20 protein-coding genes, 3 tRNA genes and 1 rRNA gene are annotated in these 26378 nt (G+C 24.3%); 15 read left to right on the forward strand and 9 right to left on the reverse strand.

Features of this window, described 5'->3' with window-relative positions; all coding sequences use genetic code 11:
* The first annotated feature begins 225 nt into the window (after positions 1–225).
* From bamA to dnaE, 3 genes are all read left to right on the forward strand, one after another.
* The gene (gene bamA / locus BUAMB_RS01100) at positions 226–2625 is read left to right on the forward strand and encodes an outer membrane protein assembly factor BamA (protein ID WP_044035053.1); all 2400 of its coding nucleotides are present in this window, start codon (positions 226–228) and stop codon (positions 2623–2625) included.
* A gap of 108 nt (positions 2626–2733) precedes the next feature.
* Entirely contained in the window at positions 2734–3183 is a 450-nt protein-coding gene (gene fabZ, locus BUAMB_RS01105; protein WP_014499946.1) for a 3-hydroxyacyl-ACP dehydratase FabZ, read from the forward strand.
* Positions 3184–3207: 24 nt separating this feature from the next.
* A complete protein-coding gene (gene dnaE, locus BUAMB_RS01110; RefSeq protein ID WP_014499947.1) occupies positions 3208–6711 on the forward strand; it encodes a DNA polymerase III subunit alpha in 3504 nt (1167 codons plus the stop codon).
* A gap of 27 nt (positions 6712–6738) precedes the next feature.
* On the opposite strand, the gene BUAMB_RS01115 is transcribed toward dnaE, so the two are convergent.
* Entirely contained in the window at positions 6739–8460 is a 1722-nt protein-coding gene (locus tag BUAMB_RS01115; RefSeq protein WP_014499948.1) for a proline--tRNA ligase, read from the reverse strand.
* A 254-nt stretch (positions 8461–8714) separates the two neighbouring features.
* On the opposite strand from BUAMB_RS01115, the gene flhB reads away from it, so the two are divergent.
* Complete coding sequence (gene flhB / locus BUAMB_RS01120) at positions 8715–9863, forward strand: flagellar biosynthesis protein FlhB (protein WP_014499949.1); 1149 nt, start codon at positions 8715–8717, stop codon at positions 9861–9863.
* Positions 9856–11946, forward strand: coding sequence for a flagellar biosynthesis protein FlhA (flhA, locus tag BUAMB_RS01125; RefSeq protein ID WP_014499950.1), 2091 nt, complete (start codon positions 9856–9858; stop codon positions 11944–11946). Before flhB ends, flhA begins: the two co-directional genes overlap by 8 nt.
* A 129-nt stretch (positions 11947–12075) precedes the next feature.
* Here the strand turns inward: flhA and argS are convergent, their stop codons facing one another.
* Complete coding sequence (gene argS / locus BUAMB_RS01130) at positions 12076–13806, reverse strand: arginine--tRNA ligase (RefSeq protein WP_014499951.1); 1731 nt, start codon at positions 13804–13806, stop codon at positions 12076–12078.
* A gap of 424 nt (positions 13807–14230) precedes the next feature.
* On the opposite strand from argS, the gene BUAMB_RS01135 reads away from it, so the two are divergent.
* The 3 genes from BUAMB_RS01135 (at position 14231) to BUAMB_RS01145 (ending at position 16003) form a co-directional block, all read left to right on the forward strand.
* Positions 14231–15784, forward strand: a 16S ribosomal RNA gene (locus BUAMB_RS01135).
* A 53-nt stretch (positions 15785–15837) separates the two neighbouring features.
* Positions 15838–15914: transfer RNA gene (locus BUAMB_RS01140), tRNA-Ile, on the forward strand.
* Positions 15915–15930: 16 nt separating this feature from the next.
* Positions 15931–16003 (forward strand) — tRNA-Ala (locus BUAMB_RS01145).
* Here the strand turns inward: BUAMB_RS01145 and gloB are convergent.
* Positions 15995–16756 carry a hydroxyacylglutathione hydrolase gene (gene gloB, locus BUAMB_RS03010; RefSeq protein ID WP_071818483.1) on the reverse strand — a complete coding sequence of 254 codons (762 nt, stop codon included), beginning with the start codon at positions 16754–16756 and terminating at the stop codon, positions 15995–15997. The two genes, BUAMB_RS01145 and gloB, sit on opposite strands and share 9 nt — an antisense overlap.
* Before the next feature lie 53 nt (positions 16757–16809).
* On the reverse strand, positions 16810–17280 hold the full coding sequence (rnhA, locus tag BUAMB_RS01155; protein ID WP_014499953.1) for a ribonuclease HI: 471 nt from the start codon (positions 17278–17280) through the stop codon (positions 16810–16812).
* Positions 17281–17337: 57 nt separating this feature from the next.
* Here rnhA and dnaQ point away from each other — a divergent pair, with 57 nt between their 5' ends.
* From dnaQ to tadA, 7 genes are all read left to right on the forward strand, one after another.
* Positions 17338–18054 carry a DNA polymerase III subunit epsilon gene (gene dnaQ, locus BUAMB_RS01160; protein ID WP_014499954.1) on the forward strand — a complete coding sequence of 239 codons (717 nt, stop codon included), beginning with the start codon at positions 17338–17340 and terminating at the stop codon, positions 18052–18054.
* Between the two features lie 74 nt (positions 18055–18128).
* A tRNA-Asp gene (locus tag BUAMB_RS01165) sits at positions 18129–18202 on the forward strand.
* A 52-nt stretch (positions 18203–18254) separates the two neighbouring features.
* Positions 18255–18839: a D-sedoheptulose 7-phosphate isomerase gene (lpcA, locus tag BUAMB_RS01170; protein ID WP_014499955.1), complete on the forward strand. Its 585-nt coding sequence runs from the start codon at positions 18255–18257 to the stop codon at positions 18837–18839.
* A gap of 93 nt (positions 18840–18932) precedes the next feature.
* Positions 18933–19400 (forward strand): xanthine phosphoribosyltransferase, encoded by a 468-nt coding sequence (gene gpt, locus BUAMB_RS01175; RefSeq protein ID WP_014499956.1) that lies wholly within the window; start codon positions 18933–18935, stop codon positions 19398–19400.
* Positions 19401–19513: 113 nt separating this feature from the next.
* Positions 19514–20164: a nucleotide exchange factor GrpE gene (locus BUAMB_RS01180; RefSeq protein ID WP_014499957.1), complete on the forward strand. Its 651-nt coding sequence runs from the start codon at positions 19514–19516 to the stop codon at positions 20162–20164.
* A gap of 184 nt (positions 20165–20348) precedes the next feature.
* The gene (gene smpB, locus BUAMB_RS01185; protein ID WP_014499958.1) at positions 20349–20828 is read left to right on the forward strand and encodes an SsrA-binding protein SmpB; all 480 of its coding nucleotides are present in this window, start codon (positions 20349–20351) and stop codon (positions 20826–20828) included.
* The gene (gene tadA / locus BUAMB_RS01190; RefSeq protein ID WP_079172809.1) at positions 20786–21304 is read left to right on the forward strand and encodes a tRNA adenosine(34) deaminase TadA; all 519 of its coding nucleotides are present in this window, start codon (positions 20786–20788) and stop codon (positions 21302–21304) included. Before smpB ends, tadA begins: the two co-directional genes overlap by 43 nt.
* Before the next feature lie 17 nt (positions 21305–21321).
* Here the strand turns inward: tadA and acpS are convergent, their stop codons facing one another.
* From acpS to lepA, 5 genes are all read right to left on the reverse strand, one after another.
* On the reverse strand, positions 21322–21702 hold the full coding sequence (gene acpS, locus BUAMB_RS01195; protein ID WP_014499960.1) for a holo-ACP synthase: 381 nt from the start codon (positions 21700–21702) through the stop codon (positions 21322–21324).
* Positions 21703–21808: 106 nt separating this feature from the next.
* Entirely contained in the window at positions 21809–22651 is an 843-nt protein-coding gene (gene era / locus BUAMB_RS01200; protein WP_014499961.1) for a GTPase Era, read from the reverse strand.
* A complete protein-coding gene (rnc, locus tag BUAMB_RS01205) occupies positions 22648–23328 on the reverse strand; it encodes a ribonuclease III (RefSeq protein WP_014499962.1) in 681 nt (226 codons plus the stop codon). Before rnc ends, era begins: the two co-directional genes overlap by 4 nt.
* Before the next feature lie 116 nt (positions 23329–23444).
* On the reverse strand, positions 23445–24392 hold the full coding sequence (lepB, locus tag BUAMB_RS01210; RefSeq protein ID WP_014499963.1) for a signal peptidase I: 948 nt from the start codon (positions 24390–24392) through the stop codon (positions 23445–23447).
* 15 nt (positions 24393–24407) lie between these two features.
* Entirely contained in the window at positions 24408–26201 is a 1794-nt protein-coding gene (lepA, locus tag BUAMB_RS01215) for a translation elongation factor 4 (protein ID WP_014499964.1), read from the reverse strand.
* Positions 26202–26378: the final 177 nt, after the last annotated feature.

Raw genomic sequence — 26378 nt, forward strand, 5'->3', positions numbered from 1 at the left:
TCGTTATATATTTTATGTTATTTATTAAATATTTAATTAATAAATCATAAATTTATTTCAAAATATATTTTTTTTAAATATGTTTTTAGAAAAAACAAAAGTTGTTTAAAATATATTAAAACATATTGTTTTTTTTTGAATAAAATTTTTATTTAATTCTTTTTATTACACATGTATTTTGAAAAATTCGCACAACACTTTATTGTAGGAAAAATTATAATAACAATGTTTATTAAAAAATTTTTTATAACTTTTTTAGTATTATTTAGTATCTCAAGTCATGCAAAAAATATTGGTGTCATAAATAATATTCAATTTAAGGGATTGCAACATGTTTCGCAAACTGAAGTATCAAAAAGTATTATGTGGGACATAGGAAAAGTCATTTCTGAATATGATATACAAAAGAGTATTAAGTCTTTATTTGCAACTGAAAAATTTAAAGATATTAAAGTAGTATATTCAAAAAAAAATATTATCTTTTATGTAAAAGAAAAACCAATAATTTCTAATGTTATTGTTACAGGAAATAATATTATTAAAAGTTCTATTCTTAATTCATATTTAAAAAAATTAAACATTCAAAAAGGAAGTATGTTTGATCCAATTTTTATTAATATATTCGTTAAAACAATAGAAGATTTTTATTATGATCTTGGAAGATTTCAATCGAATATACAAATATTTAAACAATTGTCTCAAGATAATACTGTAAATTTAAAAATACTTTTTAATGAAGGTGTTACAAAAAAAATTAATAGTATTAAAATAGTTGGAGCAAAACATTTTTCTCAAGAAAAAATCATTTCATTATTTAAGTCAAAAAATTATTCTATTTGGTGTAACTTTTTTAAAACATGTTTCTATTCTCCTAAACAATTAAATCAAGATGTACAAATGTTAAATAATTTTTATTTTAATCATGGTTATGTTTCTTTCCATATCAATGATAAAAAAATAAACTTTATTAAAGATAAAAATCAAGTTGATATTACCATTAATATTTCTGAAGGTGAAAAATATCGTATTTCAAAAATATTTATTAATGGAAATTTTTCTCCATATCAAGGATTCATTAAAAAATTAATTAAAATTCATGCTAATGAGTTATATAATCAAGAAAAAATTAATAGTATTATTGATGATATAACAAAATTATTATCTGAAAATGGATATATTGATGCTTTTGTTAGAGTAACTCCAAAAATTAATCATCAAACAAAAACAATAGTATTAAATTTTCTTATTAATATAAAAAAACGTTTTTTTGTACATAGAATTCATTTTATCGGAAATAAAATTACTCAAGATAAAGTATTACGTCGTGAAATTAAACAAATGGAAGGAAAATATATTAATACAAATTTAATTGAATTAGGGAAAAAATCATTACAAAAAACAAAATATTTTAAGAATATCGAAATTATAAAAAAAATACATTCTTTAGGTTCTAATCAAATAGATATTTTTTATAAAGTTCAAGAACAGCCAACTGGTTCTATAAATTTTGGATTAGGCTATGGAATGGATAATGGAATTAGTTTTAATACCTCTTTATCTCAAGATAATTTATTTGGTTCTGGAAATTCTTTTAAAGCTAGTATTATAAAAAATAATAATCAAAAATATGCAGATATATCAATAATTTATCCTTATTTTATATCAAATATTAAAGATTTAAATACTAGATTTTTTTATAATGATTTTAAATATAATTTTAATAATTTTTCCTATCTTGTAAAAAAAACTTATGGATTAGAAAGCAGTTTAGGCATCATGATTAATAATTTTAATAACATAAATATTGGTTTGGGTTATACTCATAACGAAATAAATAATCAAGAAAAAACTATAGATACTTATAATATTAAATCTCAATCAATAGATTCGAATTTTTTAAAAGATAAAATAGTAAATAATTTTACTTTAAATTATTCTTGGATACATTCTGCTTTAGAATATTTTTACTTTCCTATTTCTGGAAATCAAATATATATGAGTGGAAAAAATACAATTCCAGGATCTGACAATAATTTTTACAAATTTATATTAGATAGCAAGCATTATTTCCAGCTGAATATGAACAAAGACTTTATTTTTTTTAGTCATGTTCATTTTGGAATAGGTAATATTTTAAATAAAGAAAAATTGCCTTTTTATGAAAATTTTTATGCTAATAGTGAAAATAATATTCGAGGATTTCGTATAAATACTATAGGCCCTAAAAAAATTCATAATATTGCTAATTTAAAAAATTGTATTGGACATATTAATAATAATAAATGTGAATCTATTGATTCTATTGGAGGTAATGCAACTTTCACCACTAATCTAGAAATTATTACTCCTATTCCATTTATAGATCATCAATATTCTAACTATTTTCGTACTTCTTTATTTTTAGATGTTGGTAATATTTGGGATATATCGTTATATAATGATAAAAAAATTGATATGTTTTCTTTAGAAAACAATATATTAAATAATATTCATTCATCAATTGGCGCATCATTACAATGGTTGTCTCCAATTGGTCCATTATTTTTTTCTTATTCTATTCCTATGCAACAGGATAATAATTATGAGTTAGAACCATTTCAGTTTCATTTTGGGCGAAATTGGTAATATTTAAAATAAACGTAATCTTTAAATGATGTTATTAAAGATCATTTAATAATAATTTTTAATAACACAATATTTTTTAATAAATCAATTTTAAATAGGTTAATATATTTGAATAGGAAATATGATATTTTAAATATTAATAAAATTTTTGAAATTTTACCTCATCGTTATCCTTTTTTACTTATTGATCGGATTGTGCATTTGGAAAATTTTAAATACTTAAAAGCAATTAAAAATTGCACTATTAATGAACCATATTTTCAAGGTCATTTTATAAAAGAACCAATTTTCCCTGGTGTGCTTATTATTGAGGCAATGGCTCAAGCATCAAGTATATTAATATATAAAAGTACAGGTCAATTAAATATTAATAAATTATATTATTTTGTCGGAATAGATAATGCCCGTTTTAAAAATATAGTTATTCCTGGAGATCAAATAATTATAGAAATAACTTTTTTGCAATCTAAAAGGAATATGTTTATTTTTAAAAATAAAGCTACAGTTAATAAAAATATAATTTGTAAATCTAAAATTATTTTTGCAAAAAAAATATAGTAATGTCAAAATTTCGGATGATATATGAATGAACCAAAATTTGTTCACTTAAATGTACATAGTGATTACTCTATTATTGATGGATTATCAAAACCTGAAGATTTAATTATAAAAGCATCAGATTTAAACATGGCATCTATTGCAATAACTGATTATAATAATTTATATGGTGTAATTAAATTTTATAAAACAGCTCATAAATTAGGTATTAAGCCTATTATAGGTGCGACAGTAAAATTTATTTCTAATTTAATCAATAATGAATTAACAACATTGACTATATTAGCATCAACTCAAGAAGGATATAAAAATTTAATTTTATTAATTTCTCGGGCATATCAAAAAGGATATATTAACAATAGTCATGTAACTATTGAAAAAAAATGGTTATCAGAATTGCATAAAGGATTAATATTACTTTCTGGAGGTTGTCAAGGTGAAATTGGAAAAATATTAATATATGGGAAATTAACATTAATATCTCATTGCATCTCTTTTTACCAAAAATATTTTCCTGATTCTTATTATTTGGAATTGTTACGAACTAATAGAGATAATGAAGAAAATTATTTAAATTTAGCAGTAGATTTATCTTTATCGACAGGTATTCCTGTTGTTGCTACTAATAATGTATGTTTTTTAAATAAAGAAGATTTTAACATTCATAAAATTAGAATTGCAATTAATGAAGGCGAAACATTGCAATGCTCAAAAATTCAGAATCATTATAGTAATGAACAGTTTTTAAAAACTCCACAAGAGATGTGTGATCTTTTTTTAGATGTGCCAGAAGCATTAATCAATAGTGTAGAAATTGCAAAACGCTGTAATGTTTTTATATATTCTGGAAAATATTTTTTACCCAAATTTTTTACTGGTAATATAAGTGTTGAAAATTATTTAGTAAAAAAATCATATGAAGGCCTTAAGAAACGTTTAAGTATTGTAAATGATAAAAAAAATATACAATATAAAGATATTTATATTCAATATAAAAAACGTTTAGATATGGAATTAAATGTCATTAATAAGATGGGTTTTCCAAGTTATTTTTTAATTGTTATGGAATTCGTAAAATGGGCAAAAGATAATAATATACCAGTAGGTCCAGGACGAGGTTCTGGTGCAGGTTCTCTTGTGGCTTATGTATTAAATATTACTGAAGTGGATCCACTATCTTTTGATCTTTTATTTGAAAGATTTTTAAATCCAGAACGAATTTCATTGCCTGATTTTGATATTGATTTTTGTATGGAAAAACGTGATAAAGTGATTGATCATGTTTCAGAAATATATGGTAGAAGTGCAGTAGCACAAATAATTACTTTTGGTACATTAACTGCTAAAGCTGTTATTCGAGATGTAGGTCGAGTGTTAGGTTATCCATATGGATTTATTAATAAATTATCTAAATTAATACCTTTAGATCCAGGAATTACTTTAAATGAAGTTTTTTCTCAGGGATCTGAATTATCTAATCTTTATAAAAATAATGAAGATGTAAAATATTTAATTGATTCTTCTAAAAAATTAGAAGGTATAAATAGAAATGTTGGTAAACATGCAGGAGGAGTAGTAATCTCGCCTACTAAAATTACTGATTTTTGTCCTTTATATTGCGATGAAAAAGGTAATAATCCAGTTACTCAATTTGATAAAAATGATATAGAACATATAGGATTAGTTAAATTTGATTTTTTAGGTTTACGTACATTAACTATTATTAATCATACTGTTCAAATGATTAATATTAAATTAAATTCAAATAAACAATCAATCATCAATATTGATTCTATTCCTCTTAACGACAATAAATGCTTCGATTTATTAAAAAAATCTGAAACAACTGGTATATTTCAATTAGAATCTGATGGAATGAAAGATTTAATTAAAAGATTACAACCTGATTGTTTTGAAGATATCATTGCATTAGTTGCTCTTTTTAGACCCGGACCTTTACAATCTGGTATGGTTGATAATTTCATTAATCGAAAACATGGTCGTGAAAAAATTTCATATCCTGATGAAAAATGGCAACATAAATTATTGAAGCCTATTTTAGAATCAACGTATGGTATTATATTATACCAAGAACAAGTCATGCAAATAGCTCAAGTATTAGCTGGTTATACATTAGGTAGTGCAGATATTTTAAGACGAGCAATGAGTAAAAAAAATTTGAAAGATATGTCAAAACAAAGAGTAATTTTTGAAGAAGGGTCTTATAAAAATGGTATTAGCAAAAAATTTTCAAGAAAAATTTTTGATATATTAGAAAAATTTGCAGGATATGGATTTAATAAATCTCATTCTGTGGCTTATGCTTTAGTATCATATCAAACTTTATGGTTAAAAACACATTATCCTGCTGAATTTATGGCAGCTGCTATGACATCAGATATGGATAATACAGAAAAAATTATTGTTCTAGTTAATGAATCTTTGAGCATGCAATTAAAGATTTTACCGCCAAATATCAATGTAAGCAATTATGAATTTTATGTTAATAATGACGGTCATATAGTATACGGTTTTGGTGCTATTAAGGGTATAGGAAAAAACTCAGCATGTGATATTGTTCGAGAACGCAAAAAAAATGGTTTTTTTCATGATTTTTTTGATTTTTGTATACGTATGGGTGCTAATAAAATCTCACGTCGTGTTTTAGAAAAATTAATCATGTCTGGAAGTTATGATTGCTTAAACAAAAATCGTAATTATTTATTAAAATCAATTGATGATGCTATTAAGGCATCAAAAGAATCTTTAAAAATAAAGTCTTTTAAGCAAGACAGTTTATTTGGCTTATTTAAAAATGAATTAGATCAAGTACAAAAAAATAATTGTATAAATATTCATGATTCTAAAAAAAATAATTTAAAAAATGAATATCAAGTATTAGGTTTATATCTCACAGGACATCCTATCCATCAATATCTCAAAGAATTAAAAAACTATATTAATAATTTAACATTATCTAAATTACAATTTATTGATAAAAATAAAATGATTTTAGTTGTTGGAATAATTGTTTCTATTAATATTAAGATTACTAAGAACAAAAATCGTGTCGCTATTATTATATTAGATGATAATACTAGTCGTTTAGAAGTAGTCATTTTTTCAAATTTATTAAATTCACGCGAATATCTTTTAAAGTTAAATAATATTTTATTTGTCAAAGGTATGTTAAACGTCAATTTAATATATAAAAATTTTAAAATGACAGCTTATAATATTATGAGCTTAGATGACATTAGAGAAATTAATATACATAAACTAACAATTATATTAAATCCAAAAAAAATAGATGATCTTTCTTTACAAAAGTTGTATATATTTTTAGATCAACAAAATAGAGGTAATGTTCCTGTATTTATTTTTTATAATACAAAACAAACATTTTTAAATATAAAATTAAACAAAAAATGGTTAATAAAAATAACTGATAGTTTTTTAAATCAGCTAAAATTAATTCCAGGTTATGAAAAAGTCAAATTAGATTATCATAAAAATCATTTTCTTTAAAATATCTTAATTAATTTAATATATTTTTTATGATTGCATTATTTTTTGATAAATATAGTTAATTATATCTTTCAGATTTATTAAAATATTTTTTTTATGTTTTCTTTCAGAATATTCTACATTATTGTTTTTAATTAAATTTTCACTAATGATAATTCGGTGTGGAATACCAATCAAATCCATATCATGAAACATAACACCTGGTCGTATATTTCGATCATCTAATATAATATCTATTCCTATTTTTTTAAAATCTTGATATAAAATATGTGATATTTCTTGAATTTTATTAGATTGATGCATATTTATGGGTAAAATTACAACTTCAAAAGGCGCAATAATACTAGGCCAAATAATACCATGATTATCATGATTTTGTTCAATAATTGCTGCTGTAATACGATTAATTCCAATGCCATAACATCCCATATAAGTATTTATTTTTTTGCTATTTTTTGTTGTCACAAATGATTGTATTTTTTTAGAATATTTTTGACCAATTTGAAATATATGTCCAATTTCAATACTTTTTTTAATGTTTAAATATCCTGAACCATCAGGACTTAAATCATCTTCTGTTACTTTTCTTATATCTTTAATTGTAGGCATAGGTAAATCAATATGCCAATTGACATTAACAAAAAAATAATTATTATTATTTGCACCAATAGTAAAATTTTTCATTTTACAAACAGAAATATCAGCAATAATAGGAAATTTTAAACCTAATGGTCCTAAAAATTTTTTTTTCAATCCTGTTAATAAAAAAATTTCTTTTTCATCAAGTAAAATAATTGGTTTATCTGATGTATGAATTTTTTCTATTTTAAATAAATTTAATTCATGATCACCTCGTATTAATAATGCAATAATTGATTGAATATTCTGATTTTGTATACGAATTAAAACTGTTTTTATTTGATTTTTTAATGGAATATTAATTTTTTTAGAAAAAATTATAGATTTTTTATTTTTAATATTTTTTATATCAACTTGATATTGATTAGGATTTTTGAAAAAATTAATGGTATCTAAAGATTGAGCCATATTTATATTAGAAGAATATGATTTATTTTTAGAAAATACTATTTCATCTTCTCCATTTTTAGAAAATGCTTGAAATTCATGAGAGATATTTCCTCCCATAGAACCAGAATCAGCTTTGACGACACAAAAATCTAAATTCATTTTTTTAAAAATATTTATATAAGCGATATAAAATTTATTATAAGTATTTTCTAAACAAGACTGATCACAATGAAAAGAATACGCATCTTTCATGTTAAATTCACGTGTTCTAATGATTCCAAAACGTGGTCGTATTTCATCTCTAAATTTATTTTGTATCTGATATATAATTAATGGAAGTTCTTTATATGAATTAATTTCAGAACCGATAAAATATGTGATCATTTCTTCATTAGTAGGTCCTAAAATGAATTGATTTTTATGACGATCAGAGAATTTTAATAATTCTTCTCCAAATAAATTTAATCTTCCACTATTTTCCCATAAATTTTTAGATTGCATAATCGGCATTGATATTTCTAATGCATTAATTTTTTTCATTTCTTTTTTAATAATTTTTTTAATTTTATTTAGTACCCTAATTCCTGTCGGTAACCATATGTATACACCTGAAGATGTTTTTCGAATCATTCCGCTTCTTAACATTAATTGATGACTAATAATTTTTGCATCATATGGTGTATCTTTTAAAGTGAATAATAAATATTGACTAGTAAGCATTGATTTAGTTCTCAAAATAATATTTTTATTATGAAAAATGAATATATTATACAATAATTTTTATTTCATATAAAAAAATATTTTTTTGCTTATACAATTTATATATACAATATATATATTTAATTTATTTAATAAATTTAATGAAGTGTTATTTGTATAATTATCTGATATTTTTAATAAAATTTACTTGTTTTTTTTTCATACAGAGGTTTAATAAAATTTTTATATATTTAAATAGGTTAAAATATTAAAAAATGAATCATAGTACAAATGAAGACAAAACAGAAAATCCCACCGAACATCATATTAAGAAATTTCAAAAAAAAGGAAAAACAAAATATTCTAGAGAATTAAATTCTTTTTTAATTATATCAGTTGGATGTATAAATATATGGTGGTGTAAAGATGATATTGTTTTGAATTTAAGTAAAATTATTTTAAAGAGTTTTTATTTTAATAGAAATATCTTATTAAATAATAATAACTTATTAGAAATATTAATATTATTAAAAAATATGTTCTTTGCTCTATTTCCATTTTTCATTTCTTTACTTATAGTTATTATTATACCTCCGATTGTATTTAGTGGGATTAAATTTAATTTCAGATTATTAAAATTTGATTTTATAAAATTAAATCCATTTAATGGCTTAAAAAACATATTTTCTTTTCAAATATTTATAGAATTTTATAAGATTATATTAAAAATTATTTTAGTTAGCATTATATCTTTTTGGTATTTATGGTTTTCTTTTTCTAAAATATTATTTTTAATTTATCAAAATTATTTATCTGCGTTACTAAATGGTTTTAATATAATAGCTACTTGTTGTTTTTTAGTTATACTAGGCTTAATGCCTATAGTTCTTTTTGATATTTTTTGGCAGCAATTTAGTTATTATAAAAAATTAAAAATGACTCGTCAGGAAATAAAAGAGGAATCAAAAGAGCAAGATGGACATCCAAATATTAAAATGCGTATTCGTCGAGAAATGAAGGCTACTGTACGAAGAAGAATGATGTCAGATATTCCTAAAGCAGATGTCATTATCACTAATCCTATACATTATTCTGTAGCGCTTAAATATGATGCAGAAAAAATGGATGCTCCTAAAGTAATAGCAAAAGGAATAGGTAAAATGGCTATAAAAATAAAAATGTTAGCTATTAAACATAATGTTGCTGTGATTTCTTCACCGTTATTAGCACGAGCATTATATCGTTATTCTGAAATAGGACAATATATCCCTGGTGCATTTTATAAAGTTGTTGCAGAAATTTTAGCATGGGTTTGGAAGGTTCGACAATGGAAAAAAGAAGGTGGTGTTTTTCCTGAAAAACCTAATAATTTATCGATTCCATCAGAATTTCATGTTAAAGGAGAACATAAAAATAATGATTAATTTTGCTTCTTTTTTTCGTGTTTTGAAAAGTATAAAAACTATTCAATGGCAAATACTTTCAGGTCCAATATTGATTTTGATGATTTTATCAATGATGGTTTTGCCTTTAGCTCCTTTTGTTTTAGATATTTTTTTTACTTTTAATATTGCTTTATCTATCATTATTTTACTTGTTTCTATGTTTACTCGTAAAACATTAGATTTTACTGCATTTCCAACAATTTTATTGTTTTCTACATTATTACGTTTAGCTTTAAATGTTGCTTCTACTCGTATTATTTTTTTACAAGGTCATCAAGGAGCTAATTCAGCAGGAAGAGTAATTGAATCATTTGGTCATTTTTTAGTAGGTGGAAATTTTGCTATTGGAATAGTAGTATTTGTAATTTTGGTTATTATTAATTTTATTGTTATTACTAAAGGAGCCAGTCGTATAGCTGAAGTTGGTGCACGATTTATATTAGATGCTATGCCAGGTAAACAAATGGCAATTGATGCTGATTTAAACGCAGGTTTAATTGGTGAAGAACAAGCTAAAAAACGTCGCATTAAAATAACACAAGAAGCGGATTTTTATGGTTCTATGGACGGTGCTAGTAAATTTGTACGTGGAGATGCAATTGCTGGTATTTTAATTATGGTTATTAATATATTTGGAGGATTAATAATTGGTTTAATACAACATGATATGCTATTAAATAAAGCTGTAGAAGTTTATACATTACTAACTATTGGTGATGGTTTAGTTGCACAAATCCCAGCATTAGTTATTTCTACTGCAGCTGGTGTAATAGTGACACGTGTTAGTAGTAATCAAAATGTTGGGGAACAAATGGTTAGTCAATTATTTTATAATCCTCAAGTTATTTTATTAAGTGCAATGGTTTTAGGTATTCTTGGTTTAGTACCTGGTATGCCTAATATTATATTTTTAGTATTTACAATTTTATTATTAATTCTTTCTTGGTGGTTATATGAAAAACAATATAGTTTAGAAAATAATTTTTTAAGCTCTAATAAAAAATATAAATTAGTACATAATTCTATTTCAGAAGCATCATGGAATGATGTAAAATTAGAAGATCCAATTAGAATAGAAATAGGTTATAAACTCACACCAATGATTGACGAAAATAAAACAAGTAATTTATTAGATAAGATTCGTATAGTACGCAAAAAAATTGCTCAAGAAATTGGATTTTTACCACCATTAGTGCATATTAAAAACAATATGAATTTATCAGGAAATATTTATCGTATATTTATTAAAGGTGTGGAAGTAGGAAAAGGTGAATGTTTTTGTAATCTTTATATGGCTATTAGTTCAGGAAGAGAAACGGAATCTTTACCTTTTAAAAAAGTATACAATACTGATTTTGGTTTATCTGGTTATTGGATTAATGAAGAATTTAAAAATGAAGCACAAAAAAAAGGTTATTCTATTATAGAATCGAGCATGTTAATTTCTACACATTTAAATTTTTTAATTTCTCATCATATTGATGAATTATTTGGTCGTCAAGAAGCTCAACAATTATTAGATTATGTTACTGCAGAAATGCCTAAATTAACTGAAAATTTGATTCCTAATGTAATTAATCTAACTACTTTACATAAAGTACTAAAAAACTTATTATTAGAAAATATTCCAATACGTGATATGAGAACTATTTTAGAAACATTATCAGAATATGCAGATGTTCAAAAAAATCCCAATGAATTAACTAGTCTTGTTCGAATAGCATTAAGAAAAATTATTGTACAAAAATTATTTAACAAAAAAAACATTATTGAAGTAATAGGATTAGAATTTAATTTAGAACAATTATTACTAAATAGTATTAAATCAGGTTCAAATAATCTTGAACCGACTTTATCTCAAAATTTACTTATGAAAACTAAGCAAACTATAAAAAAACAATTATTAATAGACTCGCCTCTTGTATTGTTAGTTAGTCATCCCTTACGAGATTTTTTATCAAATTTTTTTCGCAACAGTTTTCCAGAATTAACTGTTTTATCTCAATTTGAGATAACTGATGTTAAACAAATAAAAATAACTAATATCATTGGTTCTGAATAAACAATATAGCTAATTATATTTTTAATTTTTCATACAGATGGTGTGGTAGTAAGTAGTGCATATTTAGTACTACATTATTCCCTCACCTTACTGTTTTGAATCAATATAAAAATTACTCTTATATTAATATTACATTTTTTTAACTATTTTAATACCAAGTATATTCAATCCTTTTTTTAATGTTTTTGCTGTTAAAATAGATAATTTTAATCTACTTTTATAAGTATTTATTTTTTTTGAAAAAAGTATAGAACAGTTTTCATAAAAATGAGAAAAATTTGTTGCAAGTTGATAAAGATATTTACATAAAATATGAGGAGTACCTTTTTGAGAAATTAACAGTATTATTTCTTCAAATTCTAATATTTTTATTGCTAAAGTTATTTCGATTTCTTTTTTTAAAATAATTTTTTCTTTTAATTGATGTATAGGAATAATAGATTTTTTTATAATAGAAGAAATTCTTGTATAAGCATATTGTATATATGGTGCTGTATTACCTTCAAAACTTAACATTTCATCCCAATTAAATACATAATTAGTATTTCTATTTTTAGATAAATCAGAATATTTTACTGCGCTGATACCAATGATTTCAGCAAGTGAAATTAATTTTTTTTTAGGTAAATGAGGTTTTTTCTTTTTAATTAAATTTATTGCTCTATCTATAGCTTCATCTAACAATGCTTTAAGTTTTATATTATTTCCATCACGAGTTTTAAATGGACGTTTGTTTTTTGATAACATCATTCCAAAAATATGATGTTCTAACAATAAATGCGAAGGTATATAATTAGCTTTTTTTGCAATAGTCCATGCTTGTATTAAATGTTGACTTTGACGAGAATCGGTATAATATATAATACGATCAGCACATAATTTTTCGTATCTATATTTCAAACAAGCAATCTCAATAGTAGAATATAAAAATCCTGTGTCTTGTTTTTGAATCACAACACCCATGGCTTGACCTAATCTATTTTTAAATTCTTTTAAAAAAACTATAGTAACTCCATTTTTTTGTACGGCTATTTTTTTATTTTTAAGATCTGTAATCAAGTCAGGAAGCATTGTATTATAAAAACTTTCTCCTATTGTATGAATCTTTTTTAAAGTAACGTTTAGTCTGTTGTATATCTTATAGTTTTCAAGCATAGTAATTGATACTAATTTTTTCCAAATAGAATAACAATATTGATCTCCATTTTGTAATTTCACTACATATTTTCTAGATTTTTCTGCAAATTTTTTATCAATATCATATTTTTTTTTTGCCTTACAATAATAAGATTCTAATTCTTTAAGAGATAAATTATAATTTTTTAGTACATTTATTTTTTCTAAGTATGCAATTAACATTCCAAATTGTGTTCCCCAATCTCCAATATGATTGGCTCTAATTACATTATGTCCTAAAAAATTTAATGCTCTTACTGTCACATCTCCAATAATTGTAGATCTTAAATGCCCAACATGCATTTCTTTTGCAATATTTGGGGAAGAGTAGTCTATTATAATATTTTTTGAAACTACACGATTAATACCAAGTCGAGATGAAGTAAAAATTGTTTCTAATTGATCAGAAATCCAATGGTTACAAAAAAATATATTAATAAAACCTGGTTGAGAAAATGTAATTTTTTTATAAATATTTTTTTTTTTAATATGTAATATAATTTTTTTAGCTAATTCATAGACATCTAATTTTAATATATTAGCTATTTTTATCAGATTGTTAACTTGATAATGACCTAGTTTTGTTTTTTTACTTGATACAATAATCGGTTTACAGAAATTTTTATAACCGATATCAATTAAAGTGTGTTCAATATCTTTTTTAATTAGGTATGTTATATTCATTTTAAGAACCTTGTATTTTAATATGCAATTGTATTGTAAATATTTTATACGTTAAAACATTAAGATATATTTTTTTTATATATTAATTAAAATTTATTAGAAATATTAATTTTTAGATGAGATATATAATATTATTAGTTTCTTTTATTAAACATTATTAATTTTTTAAAAAAGTATTATTTAATTTTATACTAATAAAAAAAAAAATTATAAAAAAAATAAAAATTAAAAATTTTTTATAAAAGAGTTGACAAGATAATAAAAAAAATGTAATCTCTTAATCTAAAGTTTCAAAAAAACAAAAATATCAACAACGCTCTTTAAAAATATATTAAATAATCTGTGTGGGCACAGACAATTAAGTACAAAATTTATTTTTTGTTATTTAAAATTTCTTAAAGATTTCTCTTTAAGAAAAGCTTTTCAATTGAAGAGTTTGATCATGGCTCAGATTGAACGCTGGCGGCAAGCCTAACACATGCAAGTCGAGCGGCAGCGAGAGAAAGTTTTTTTTCTTTCTTGGCGGCGAGCGGCAAACGGGTGAGTAATATCTGGGGATCTACCCAAAAGAGGGGGATAACTACTAGAAATGGTAGCTAATACCGCATAATGTTGTAAAACTAAAGTAGGGGACCTATTTTTAGGCCTTATGCTTTTGGATGAACCCAGACGAGATTAGCTTGTTGGTAGAGTAATAGCCTACCAAGGCTGCGATCTCTAGCTGGTCTGAGAGGATAACCAGCCACACTGGAACTGAGACACGGTCCAGACTCCTACGGGAGGCAGCAGTGGGGAATATTGCACAATGGGCGAAAGCCTGATGCAGCTATGCCGCGTGTATGAAGAAGGCCTTAGGGTTGTAAAGTACTTTCAGCAGGGAGGAAAAAAATAAAACTAATAATTTTATTTCTTGACGTTACCTGAAGAAGAAGCACCGGCTAACTCCGTGCCAGCAGCCGCGGTAATACGGAGGGTGCGAGCGTTAATCAGAATTACTGGGCGTAAAGAGCGCGTAGGTGGTTTTTTAAGTCAGATGTGAAATCCCTAGGCTTAACCTAGGAACTGCATTTGAAACTGAAAAGCTAGAGTATCGTAGAGGGAGGTAGAATTCTAGGTGTAGCGGTGAAATGCGTAGATATCTGGAGGAATACCTGTGGCGAAAGCGGCCTCCTAAACGAATACTGACACTGAGGTGCGAAAGCGTGGGGAGCAAACAGGATTAGATACCCTGGTAGTCCATGCCGTAAACGATGTCGACTTGGAGGTTGTTTCCAAGAGAAGTGACTTCCGAAGCTAACGCATTAAGTCGACCGCCTGGGGAGTACGGCCGCAAGGCTAAAACTCAAATGAATTGACGGGGGCCCGCACAAGCGGTGGAGCATGTGGTTTAATTCGATGCAACGCGAAAAACCTTACCTGGTCTTGACATCCACAGAATTTTTTAGAAATAAAAAAGTGCCTTCGGGAACTGTGAGACAGGTGCTGCATGGCTGTCGTCAGCTCGTGTTGTGAAATGTTGGGTTAAGTCCCGCAACGAGCGCAACCCTTATCCCCTGTTGCCAGCGGTTCGGCCGGGAACTCAGAGGAGACTGCCGGTTATAAACCGGAGGAAGGTGGGGACGACGTCAAGTCATCATGGCCCTTACGACCAGGGCTACACACGTGCTACAATGGTTTATACAAAGAGAAGCAAATCTGTAAAGACAAGCAAACCTCATAAAGTAAATCGTAGTCCGGACTGGAGTCTGCAACTCGACTCCACGAAGTCGGAATCGCTAGTAATCGTGGATCAGAATGCCACGGTGAATACGTTCCCGGGCCTTGTACACACCGCCCGTCACACCATGGGAGTGGGTTGCAAAAGAAGCAGGTATCCTAACCTATTAAAAGGAAGGCGCCTACCACTTTGTGATTCATGACTGGGGTGAAGTCGTAACAAGGTAACCGTAGGGGAACCTGCGGTTGGATCACCTCCTTAAAAATATATACTTTTTTGAAAGTGCCCACACAAATTATTTAATAAAAATTAAAAGGCTTGTAGCTCAGATGGTTAGAGCGCACCCCTGATAAGGGTGAGGTCGGTGGTTCAATCCCACTCAGGCCTACCATAATATAAAATCATCTGGGGCTATAGCTCAGCTGGGAGAGCGCCTGCCTTGCACGCAGGAGGTCAGCGGTTCAATCCCGCTTAGCTCCAAAAAAAATCTTTTTTAATTCTTAATTCCTTAAACACCTCTAAAGCACTGCTAAATTTACTTAATCCTAACTCTTTTTTCAAAAAAAATTCATCTGTTCTCAAAAATAAATTAATTTTTTTCTCAAAAATAAGATATGATGGTAAACTAGATTTACCTATTTTTAATCGAGATTTAATTTTTTCAAAATATAATTGTATTGTTATATCATTAGGGATAAAAAACATAGTAAATTTTAAATTTAATAGAGTATATTCATGAGCACAACATAATATTGTATTATTAGGAAAAGTAGAAATAAGTTTTATAGAATTATACATTTCTAGATATTGATTATTATAAACACGTCCACAACCACCCGAAAAAATAGTATCTCCACAAAAAAGATATGGAAAACTATAATAAGTAATATGACCAGAAGTATGACCAGGAGTAAAAAAAATTTCAAATGTTTTGTTTAAAATAACAATTTTATCCCCTTGCTTTAAAATTGTATTCACATAATGCTGTTTAGTTTCATCTGGTCCAAAAACAGTGATTGAATGAGAATAATATTGAATAATATTTTTAACTCCTGAAACATGATCTATGTGATTATGAGTTAAAAATATTGCTATAGGATGCCATTTATTTTGCTCGATTGTTTTTATAATTTCTTCAGAACATCCAGGATCTATAATAATACAAAAACCATAAGAGTCAACAAGCATCCATACATAATTATCAATTAATATTGGTATTTGTTTTAAAAACAACATAATATTTTCTTATTAAATTTATATTAAATATATTAAAATTATTAACAGTTTTAAAATTTACTATTTTCGTAATAATAATCGTTAATTGAAGGATGTTTAGCAGATTGACGTGCTATTATATCACATTTTTCATTTTCTAAATGACCAATATGTGCTTTAATCCAAAGCCATTCTACTGAATGATGTTTTAAGGCATTATCAATACGTAGCCATAAATCTATGTTTTTTACATCTTGTTTTTTCTGTGTTTTCCATTTTTTTTTTTTCCAAATAGGCATCCAATCAATAATTCCTTTTTTTACATATAAACTATCTGTTATAATTTTTACAAAACAAGGTTTTTTAAGAAATTCTAATCCTGATATTACAGCCATTAATTCCATACGATTATTTGTAGTTAAATAAAAGCCCGAAGTTAAAATTTTTTCATTTAATTTATAACGTAATATTACAGCATAACCTCCTGGACCAGGATTGCCTAAACAAGAACCATCTGTAAACATTTTGACAATTTTAAACATAATGATAGTTATTCCAAAAATTATTTAATCATATTTATATATGTAAGATAAACAATTATGAATGACAAAAGAATGATTATATTAGATACAGAAACTACGGGTATAAATAAAATTGGTATTCCTCATGTTAATCATAGAATTATAGAAATTGGAGCTGTTGAAATTATCGAACGTCGTTTTACAGGAAATAATTTTCATGTTTATATTAAACCTGATAGATTAATTGAATCTGAAGCATTAAAAGTCCATGGTATTACTAATAATTTTTTAAAAGATAAACCTATTTTTAAAGATATTGTTAATAAATTTTTAAAATATATTCAAAATTCCACATTAATAATTCATAATGCTTCATTTGATTTGGGTTTTATAAATCAAGAATTAAATCTATTAAATCAAAAAATTAAAACAATTGATACATTTTGTAATGTATTAGATACATTAAAAATCGCACGAAAATTATTTCCAGGAAAAAAAAATACTTTAGATGCCTTATGTACAAGATATAAAATTAACAAATCTAGTAGAAATTTACATAGCGCTATATTAGATGCTTACCTTTTAGGTAAAGTATATCTTTTAATGACAAATGGTCAAGAGTCTCTTTTTTTTAATACTATAGTAAATAGTAAAAAAATATCTTCAAAACCAAAAAAATTTATTCGATCTCAAAATATTCCTTTAAAAATATTATATGCTAAAAAACAAGAAATAGATTCACATATAAAATATTTGCAATATATGAAACGTCATAATTTATGTTTATGGAAGTAATTTTTATTATAAATATATCAAAAAGATTATTGACTGATTTTTTTAAAATATGTACAATATGAAGATAGTAAATAGGTGCGGTAGTTCAGTTGGTTAGAATACCGGCCTGTCACGCCGGGGGTCACGGGTTCGAGCCCCGTCCGCACCGATAAAAAATAATATTTTTTTAAAAATTAATTATTTTAAATAATTTAAAAATTATGTATAAAAAAACAATTTTTTCTGAATTTGATTCTGCTTTACAAACTTTAAAAAAATTTTTAAAAAATAATCAAGCAATAAATAATATTGAACAAGCAGCTATTCTTATTTCTCAAGCATTTAAAAATGGAAATAAAGTAATTTCTTGTGGAAATGGAGGTTCGCATTGTGATGCATTACATTTTTCAGAAGAATTAACTAGTGTGTATCGAGAAAAACGAAATGGATATCCTGCTGTTTCTATATCAGATAGTAGTTATATTTCTGCAGTAGGAAATGATTTTGGATATGATCAAATATTTTCACGTTATATACAAAGTATAGGATGTAAAGGTGATGTTTTATTGGCTATTTCTACTTCTGGAAATTCATTAAATGTTATTAAAGCTATAGAAATAGCTAAAAATAAAAAAATAAAAGTAATTTCGTTAACAGGTCATAATGGAGGTAAGATTAAAATCTTATCTGATATAACAATTTGTGTTCCTTATTATGGTTATGCAGATCGAATACAAGAAATGCATATTAAAATTATTCATATATTAATATTAATTATAGAAAAAGAAATGCAAAAAAATCATTAATTAATTAAAAATTTTTATATATTAATATTTTTAATAATTTAAAACTCTTTCCATTATTGAATAAATACTATTTATAGTTTCGGAATGTCCTTTATGAGTGAGAAATACATTGTCACCTGGGATATGCTTCAAATTCATACAAGAAAGCTAGCTATTCGATTACTAAAAAAAAATAATTTTTGTAATGGAATTATTGCAGTGAGTCGGGGAGGTCTTGTTCCCTCAGCTGTATTAGCAAGAGAATTAGACATTCGATGTATTGATACTGTATGCATTGAAAGTTATCAGCATAATTGCTTAAAAAATAAAAGAAAAATAATAAAAAAAGCAGATAGTGATGGAGATAAAATTATTGTAATAGATGATTTGGTAGATACCGGTGGTACTGCAAAAATTATTCGTAATTTGTATCCTAAAGCTTATTTTGTAACAATTTTTGCAAAACCCATGGGTCGTTTATTAGTTGATGATTATATAATCGATATTCCTCAAAATGTATGGATTGAGCAACCATGGGATATGTCAACTTCTTATATCTCTCCTATTATTTCAAAAATATAATCAAATTAATATCTTTAAAAACATATAATGTTTTCCTAAATAAATTTTATATTTTTTAAAAAAAAATAAAAATTTTTATATATTAATACATGTTAAATTAAAAGGATATTTTTATGATAAATCAACAAGATACAATAACAAAAAATAATGAAAATAATGAAAATAATGAAAATAATGAAAATAATGAAAATAATGAAAATAATGAAAATAATGAAAATAATGAAAATAATGAAAATAATGAAAATAATGAAAATAATGAAAATAATGAAAATAATGAAAATAATAATTTAATTTTTTTATTAAAAAACCAATTACGTGAATCTAATGAAAAAATAATACAAACAAAAATTCAAAGTGAAAAAGAAATTATATCTCTTTATAAAAGAGTTAATAAAGATATAGAACACTGTAGAAAATTTTCTTTAGAAAAATTGTTAAAAGATTTTTTCCCTATTATTGATAATATTGAACGTGCATTAAATTTAATAGAGCAAAGTCAATCAAAAGAAACTTTTTTAAATATAATCAATAAATTAAAAGATATTAATAATTCATTAAAAAAATGTTTTATGATATTTAATATAACAAAAATAGATGATGTAAATGTATCATTTGATCCATCTATCCATCAAGCTGTATCGATTCATTATACCGATGAAATCAAATCAAATAAAATTATTACAGTAATGCAACCTGGGTATATGCTACATAATATTCGTTTATTACGTCCTGCTATGGTTATAGTGTCTAAGAAAAAAACATAAAAAAATTTTATATTTTAGATTTAATAATATCATCAAATATAATTTTATATTATTAAATCTAAAAATGTTTTTTAGAATAGATTTAAATTCAATATTAAATTAATAAAAATATTATATTATATACAATTTTGATTGTATCTTAATAAATATTCTAAATTATTTACATTTTGGAATACATTGAATTATGTCATATAAAATAAATACTCAAAAAAAAAAATCTAGAATTGTATTTAATAAGAAAGCATATCATAATTATTTTATTGAGCAAATTTTTCAAGCTGGTATTGTATTACAAGGTTGGGAAATTAAGTCTATTCGATCTGGTAAAATAAATATTTCAGAAAGTTATATATCTAATTATTGTAATGAAATATATCTTTTTAATGCTGTAATTCAACCTTTACATATGTCTTCAAATCATATTTTTTGTGATCCAAAAAGAAAAAGAAAATTATTATTAAATAAAAATGAAATTGATTTTTTATCTGTAAAAAAAAAAAATATAGGATATACTATTATATCATTGTCTATGTTTTGGAAAAAATCTTGGTGTAAATTAGAATTCGGTCTTGCAAAAGGAAAAAATAGACAAGATAAGAGAATAGATTCTAAAAAAAGAGAATGGGGCAAAGAAAAATTAAGAATTTTAAAAAACAAAAAGTAATTTATCAAAATCTTTCACAATATCAAAAAGATATTAATTGGATGAAAATTGCTTTAAGATATGCCTCTTATGCTAAAAGAAAAGGTGAAATCCCTATCGGATCAATAATAGTTTTTGAAGAACGTATAATTGGAGTGGGTTGGAATAGTTCTATTATTCGACATGATCCCACTGCACATGCAGAAATTATAGCCTTACGTCATGCTGGAAAAACTATAAAAAATTATCGTTTAATAAATAGTACATTATACGTAACATTAGAACCTTGTGTTATGTGTTTCGGAGCTCTTATAAATAGTCGTATTACACGCTTAGTATTTGGTGCATATAGTAAAAAATCAAGTAATCAGCATTTTTTAAAAAATTTATTTTTTAATGCAAATACAAATTATCATTTAGATATTAAAAATAATATTTTAAAAAATGAATGCGAGAATATTTTAATAAAATTTTTTAAAAATAAAAGAAAAAAATAAAATTCTCTATTTTTATGTTAATTTTCTAAAATCACTATAGCATAAGCATATAGTTTTTGATCAGCTATACTGACATGTATATATTTACATTTTAATTCTTGAGATTTTTTAAAAGCATTATTTAAAAATCTTAATTTTGGTTTTCCAAATTGATCATTATAAAATTCTAACTCATTAAATTTAATACAACTATTAATTCCTGTTCCTAATGCTTTAGATGCCGCTTCTTTAGCTGCAAATTTTTTTGCAAGAAAATGAATTTTGTTTTTTGAAAAAATATATTTTTTAAATTCTTCTATAGATAAAATTTTTTTAGCAAAATTGTTTTGATATTTAAATAATATATTTTTAATACGTAATATTTCAATTAAATCAATCCCTATTCCAATAATAGACATAATGCATATATACCTTTTATTTTATTTTTTTAAAATTAGTTAACTGTATAACTTTTTAACTAATTTTAAAAAAAAATAGTTATATTTTATTTATTTTATATATTTTTTATTTGATCCAAATAAAAAGATGTGTTTTAGTACAAACCTCATATTTAATTTTTTGTCTTGCAATCATACTAATTTTTTTTATTTTCTCTCCATTATGACCAATAATGATCTTTTTATGTCTTAAATTTTTTACTTTTATTATAGCAATAATATGAATTTCTTTTTTTTTGTTTATTTTAAAAGATTCAATTGTAACTTTGATTGAAGAAGGTAATTCATCTCCTAAAAATAATATTAATTGTTTTCGAATAATTTCAGAAATAGTAAATAATTGAGTATTAGTTGTTATATAAGATCTAGGATATATATGTTTCGTTTTTGGTAAATATTTGATAACAGTATTATGTAAAAAATTAATATGATTTATTTTTTTAATAGAAACAGGAATGATTTCTATAACATTTTCTTTATTTTTTAAAATTTGAATAAGAGGTAATAAAATTTTTTTGTCATGAATTTTATCAATTTTATTAATTATAATAATGATTGGTATATTATATTTTTTTATTTTGTTAAAAATTATTTGATTATCTTCTGTCCAAAATGTTTGATCAATAACAAATATAATTAATATTGAAATTTTTATTATTTTATAAAATTTTTCTTGTTCATATATTATAGATTTTTTTTTTGTATCGATAATTACACCTGGTGTATCTATATAAATAGTTTGATAAAAATTTTGTGTTTTAATTCCTATAATATTTTTTTGTGTTGTATATTTTTTTTTTGATGAAATAGAAATGGTTTTACCAATAATCTTATTTAGCAATGTAGATTTACCAACATTAGGTTTTCCAACAATAGAAATATATCCACAATATGTTTGTTTTATGTTCACTCTACACCTAATTGAATTAATGCTTTTTGTGCTGCATTTTGTTCAGCTTTTCTTCTACTAGAACCAGTTCCAATAAAATGTTCTGTAATCATACTAATTTTACAATGAATAGTAAATAATTGATTATGTGCTTCACCATATACTTCGACTATAAAATAGCTCGGTAAAGCTAAATGTTTTGATTGTAAATATTCTTGTAATCGTGTTTTAGGATCTTTTTGTTTTTCTCCAGGACTAATTTTTTCTAAGCGTTTTTCATACCATTTTAATATCAATTCTTCTACTGTTTTAATATTACTATCTAAATAAATACTTCCTATTAAAGCTTCAACAGTATTTGCTAAAATAGATTCACGGCGAAATCCTCCACTTTTTAGTTCTCCTTGTCCTAATTTTAAATATTCACCTAAATCAAATTCATAAGCAATTTCAGCTAAAGTGTTACCACGTACTAAAGTAGCTCGCATACGACTCATATCACCTTCATTAATATATGGAAAATGTTGATATAAAGCATTAGCAATAACAAAACTTAGAATAGAATCTCCTAAAAATTCTAGTCTTTCATTATGTTTACTACTTGCGCTACGATGTGTTAATGCTTGTTTTAAAAGATCTTTATGAGTAAAAGTATATCCCAACACTTTTTGTATTTTTTTTGTTACAATATGATTCATGTTATACCGATTTTAAAAATATTTACATTAATTATATATAACAGGAAAACAGAAAATTTGATAAAATTTAATATATACGTTAATATATAATAATTATATTTTATTTTTATGATATTTTAATATATATTACCAATCCGGTTTATACGTATCCCAGTCGGCCATTCATTTTCATTTTTATCAAAACTCATCCATATTTTAATGGCTTTTCCTACTAAGTTTTCTTCAGGAACAAAACCCCAATATCGACTATCTAAACTATTGTCACGATTATCTCCCATCATAAAATATTGATTTTTAGGAACAATCCAAGTTAATTTTGGCATATTTTTTTGCTGAAAATAATCTTGGGTTGAATTTTTTATATTATTTAATAATAATATATTATGTTTAACAGTATTAAAATTTTCTTCAACAATATTAAAATGTAATAAATGATATATTTTTTTTTGTTCTATTGCATTATTATTTGTATTTGAAAAATATATTTTTTGTACAAAATTACTTAATTTAGGTTTAGAATAATAAATAACTAATTTTTCTGTACAATGTTTTGTATTAGTATAATTAATACATATATGTATATGTTTTTTTTTAATATCATATATAATTTTATCTCCAGGTAACCCTATTATACGTTTAATATAATTAGTATTATAATCATTTGGATGCCTAAAAACTACTACATCACCTCTTTTTGGATTGCTAGTATTAATTAATGTTTTATGTGTGATGGGTTCTTTAATACCATATGTAAATTTTTCTACAATAATAAAATCACCTATTAAAAGAGTTGGCATCATAGAACCTGATGGAATTTGAAAAGGTTCATAAATAAATGATCGTATAATAAATATCGTTAAAAAAACTGGAAAAAATGATGCTAATGATGTGAATAAAGATGTTTCATGCTTTAATAATAATTTATTTTCTAGGAATAAATGATTATTTTTGATATTTTTTTTATTTAAAAAATACATTTTTATATGTTTTATGCGATAAAAAATCCAAATGATACCAGTTAATACTGTACTAATTAATAAAAAAATAGTTAATATATTTGCCATCTTTATTTCCTTATATTAATTTTTATTAGTATTCAAAATCTCAAAAAATATTGTTTTTGGAACATTTACATTACCTATTTTTTTCATTCTTTTTTTTCCTTCTTTTTGTTTTTTTAACAATTTTTTCTTTCTACTAATATCACCACCATAACATTTGGCTAATACATTTTTTCTTAATTGTTTAACAGTTGAACGAGCAATAATAGAATTATTAATAACAGCTTGAATAGAAATATCAAATTGATGTCTAGGTATTAATGTTTGAATTTTATTTACAATTTCACGCGCACGATATTGTGCATTTTTATGACATGATATTATGGTTAATGCATCTACTTTCTCTGAATTAATTAAGATATCTATTTTAACTATTTTTGCAGATTGAAAACATTTAAAATCATATTCTAAAGAAGCATATCCACTAGATATAGATTTTAATTCATCAAAAAAATTCAGTACTACTTCATTCATAGGAATATTATATTTTAATAATACTTGATGTGCATGATAAATCATGTTTATTTGCGTGCCTCTTTTTTTAATACATAATTTTATCACTTCACCAAGAAATTGAGTAGGTAATAAAATATTACATTCAACTATAGGTTCTTGAATTTCTTTTATATTATTTATATTAGGAAAATTTGAAGGACTATCTAAATAAATAATGTTTCCATTGATTAATACTATTTTATAAATTACTGTTGGTGCAGTTGAAATTAAGTCAATAGAATATTCTCGTTCTAGACGTTCTTGAATTATTTCCATATGCAATAATCCTAAAAATCCACATCTAAATCCAAAACCAAGTGCTAAAGAATTTTCTGGTTCATAAAACAATGATGAATCATTTAAACTTAGTTTTTCTAATGCATCTCTAAATGTTTCATATTGATCAGATGCGATAGGAAATAAACCAGCATATATTTGAGGTTTAATTTTTTTAAAACCTTTTAAAATCGTTTGTGCAGGATTATTTGCTTGTGTTAATGTATCCCCAACAGAAAATGCTTTAATATTTTTTATACCGCAAACAATCCATCCTACTTCACCACATTTTAATTGAGATTTATTTACTTTTTTTGGTGTAAAAATACCTAATTGTTCTACAAAATAAATTTTTTTTGTACTCATCACTTGAATTTTATCTTTGTATGATAAAATCCCATTTTTAATTCTTATTAATGAAACTATACCTAAATAATTATCAAACCATGAATCAATAATTAAAGCTTGCAGGGGAGCATTTATTAAACCTTTAGGAGAAGGAATATCAGTAATAATACGTTCGATTAATTCTTTAACACCTTCTCCTGTTTTAGATGAGCATTTAATTGCATCTAATGCAGATATTCCTATAATATCTTCTATTTCTTTAGATACTTTCTCTATATTTGCATTAGGCAAATCTATTTTATTTAATACAGGTAGAATTTCTATATTCATATCTAATGCAGTATAACAATTTGCTAAAGTTTGTGCTTCAACACCTTGCGTAGCATCTACAACTAAAATAGCTCCCTCACAAGCAGCTAATGATCGAGAAACTTCATAAGAAAAATCTACATGACCAGGAGTATCAATAAAATTTAAATTAAAAATATTATTTAATTCGTCTTTATAATGAATCATCACACTACGTGCTTTTATAGTAATACCTCTTTCTTTTTCTAATTCCATTGAATCTAACACTTGATTAGACATTTCTCTTGCAGATAGTCCACCACATATTTGTATTAATCTATCTGATAAAGTTGATTTTCCATGATCAATGTGGGCTATAATGGAAAAATTTCTTATATTTTTCATCTTATTTTTAACAATATTAATTTTTTATATATTTTAACATGCACTAAAAATATTTTTTATTTTTTTATAAAATTTTTAATAATTAAGAATTATATTAAATAATATTTTTAAAAAATAACATAATTTAGAAAAATATATAATATGTTACAATACTACATATATAAAATTTTTTAAAAG

The organism is Buchnera aphidicola str. Ua (Uroleucon ambrosiae), assembly GCF_000225465.1.
GTDB lineage: Bacteria > Pseudomonadota > Gammaproteobacteria > Enterobacterales > Enterobacteriaceae > Buchnera > Buchnera aphidicola_B.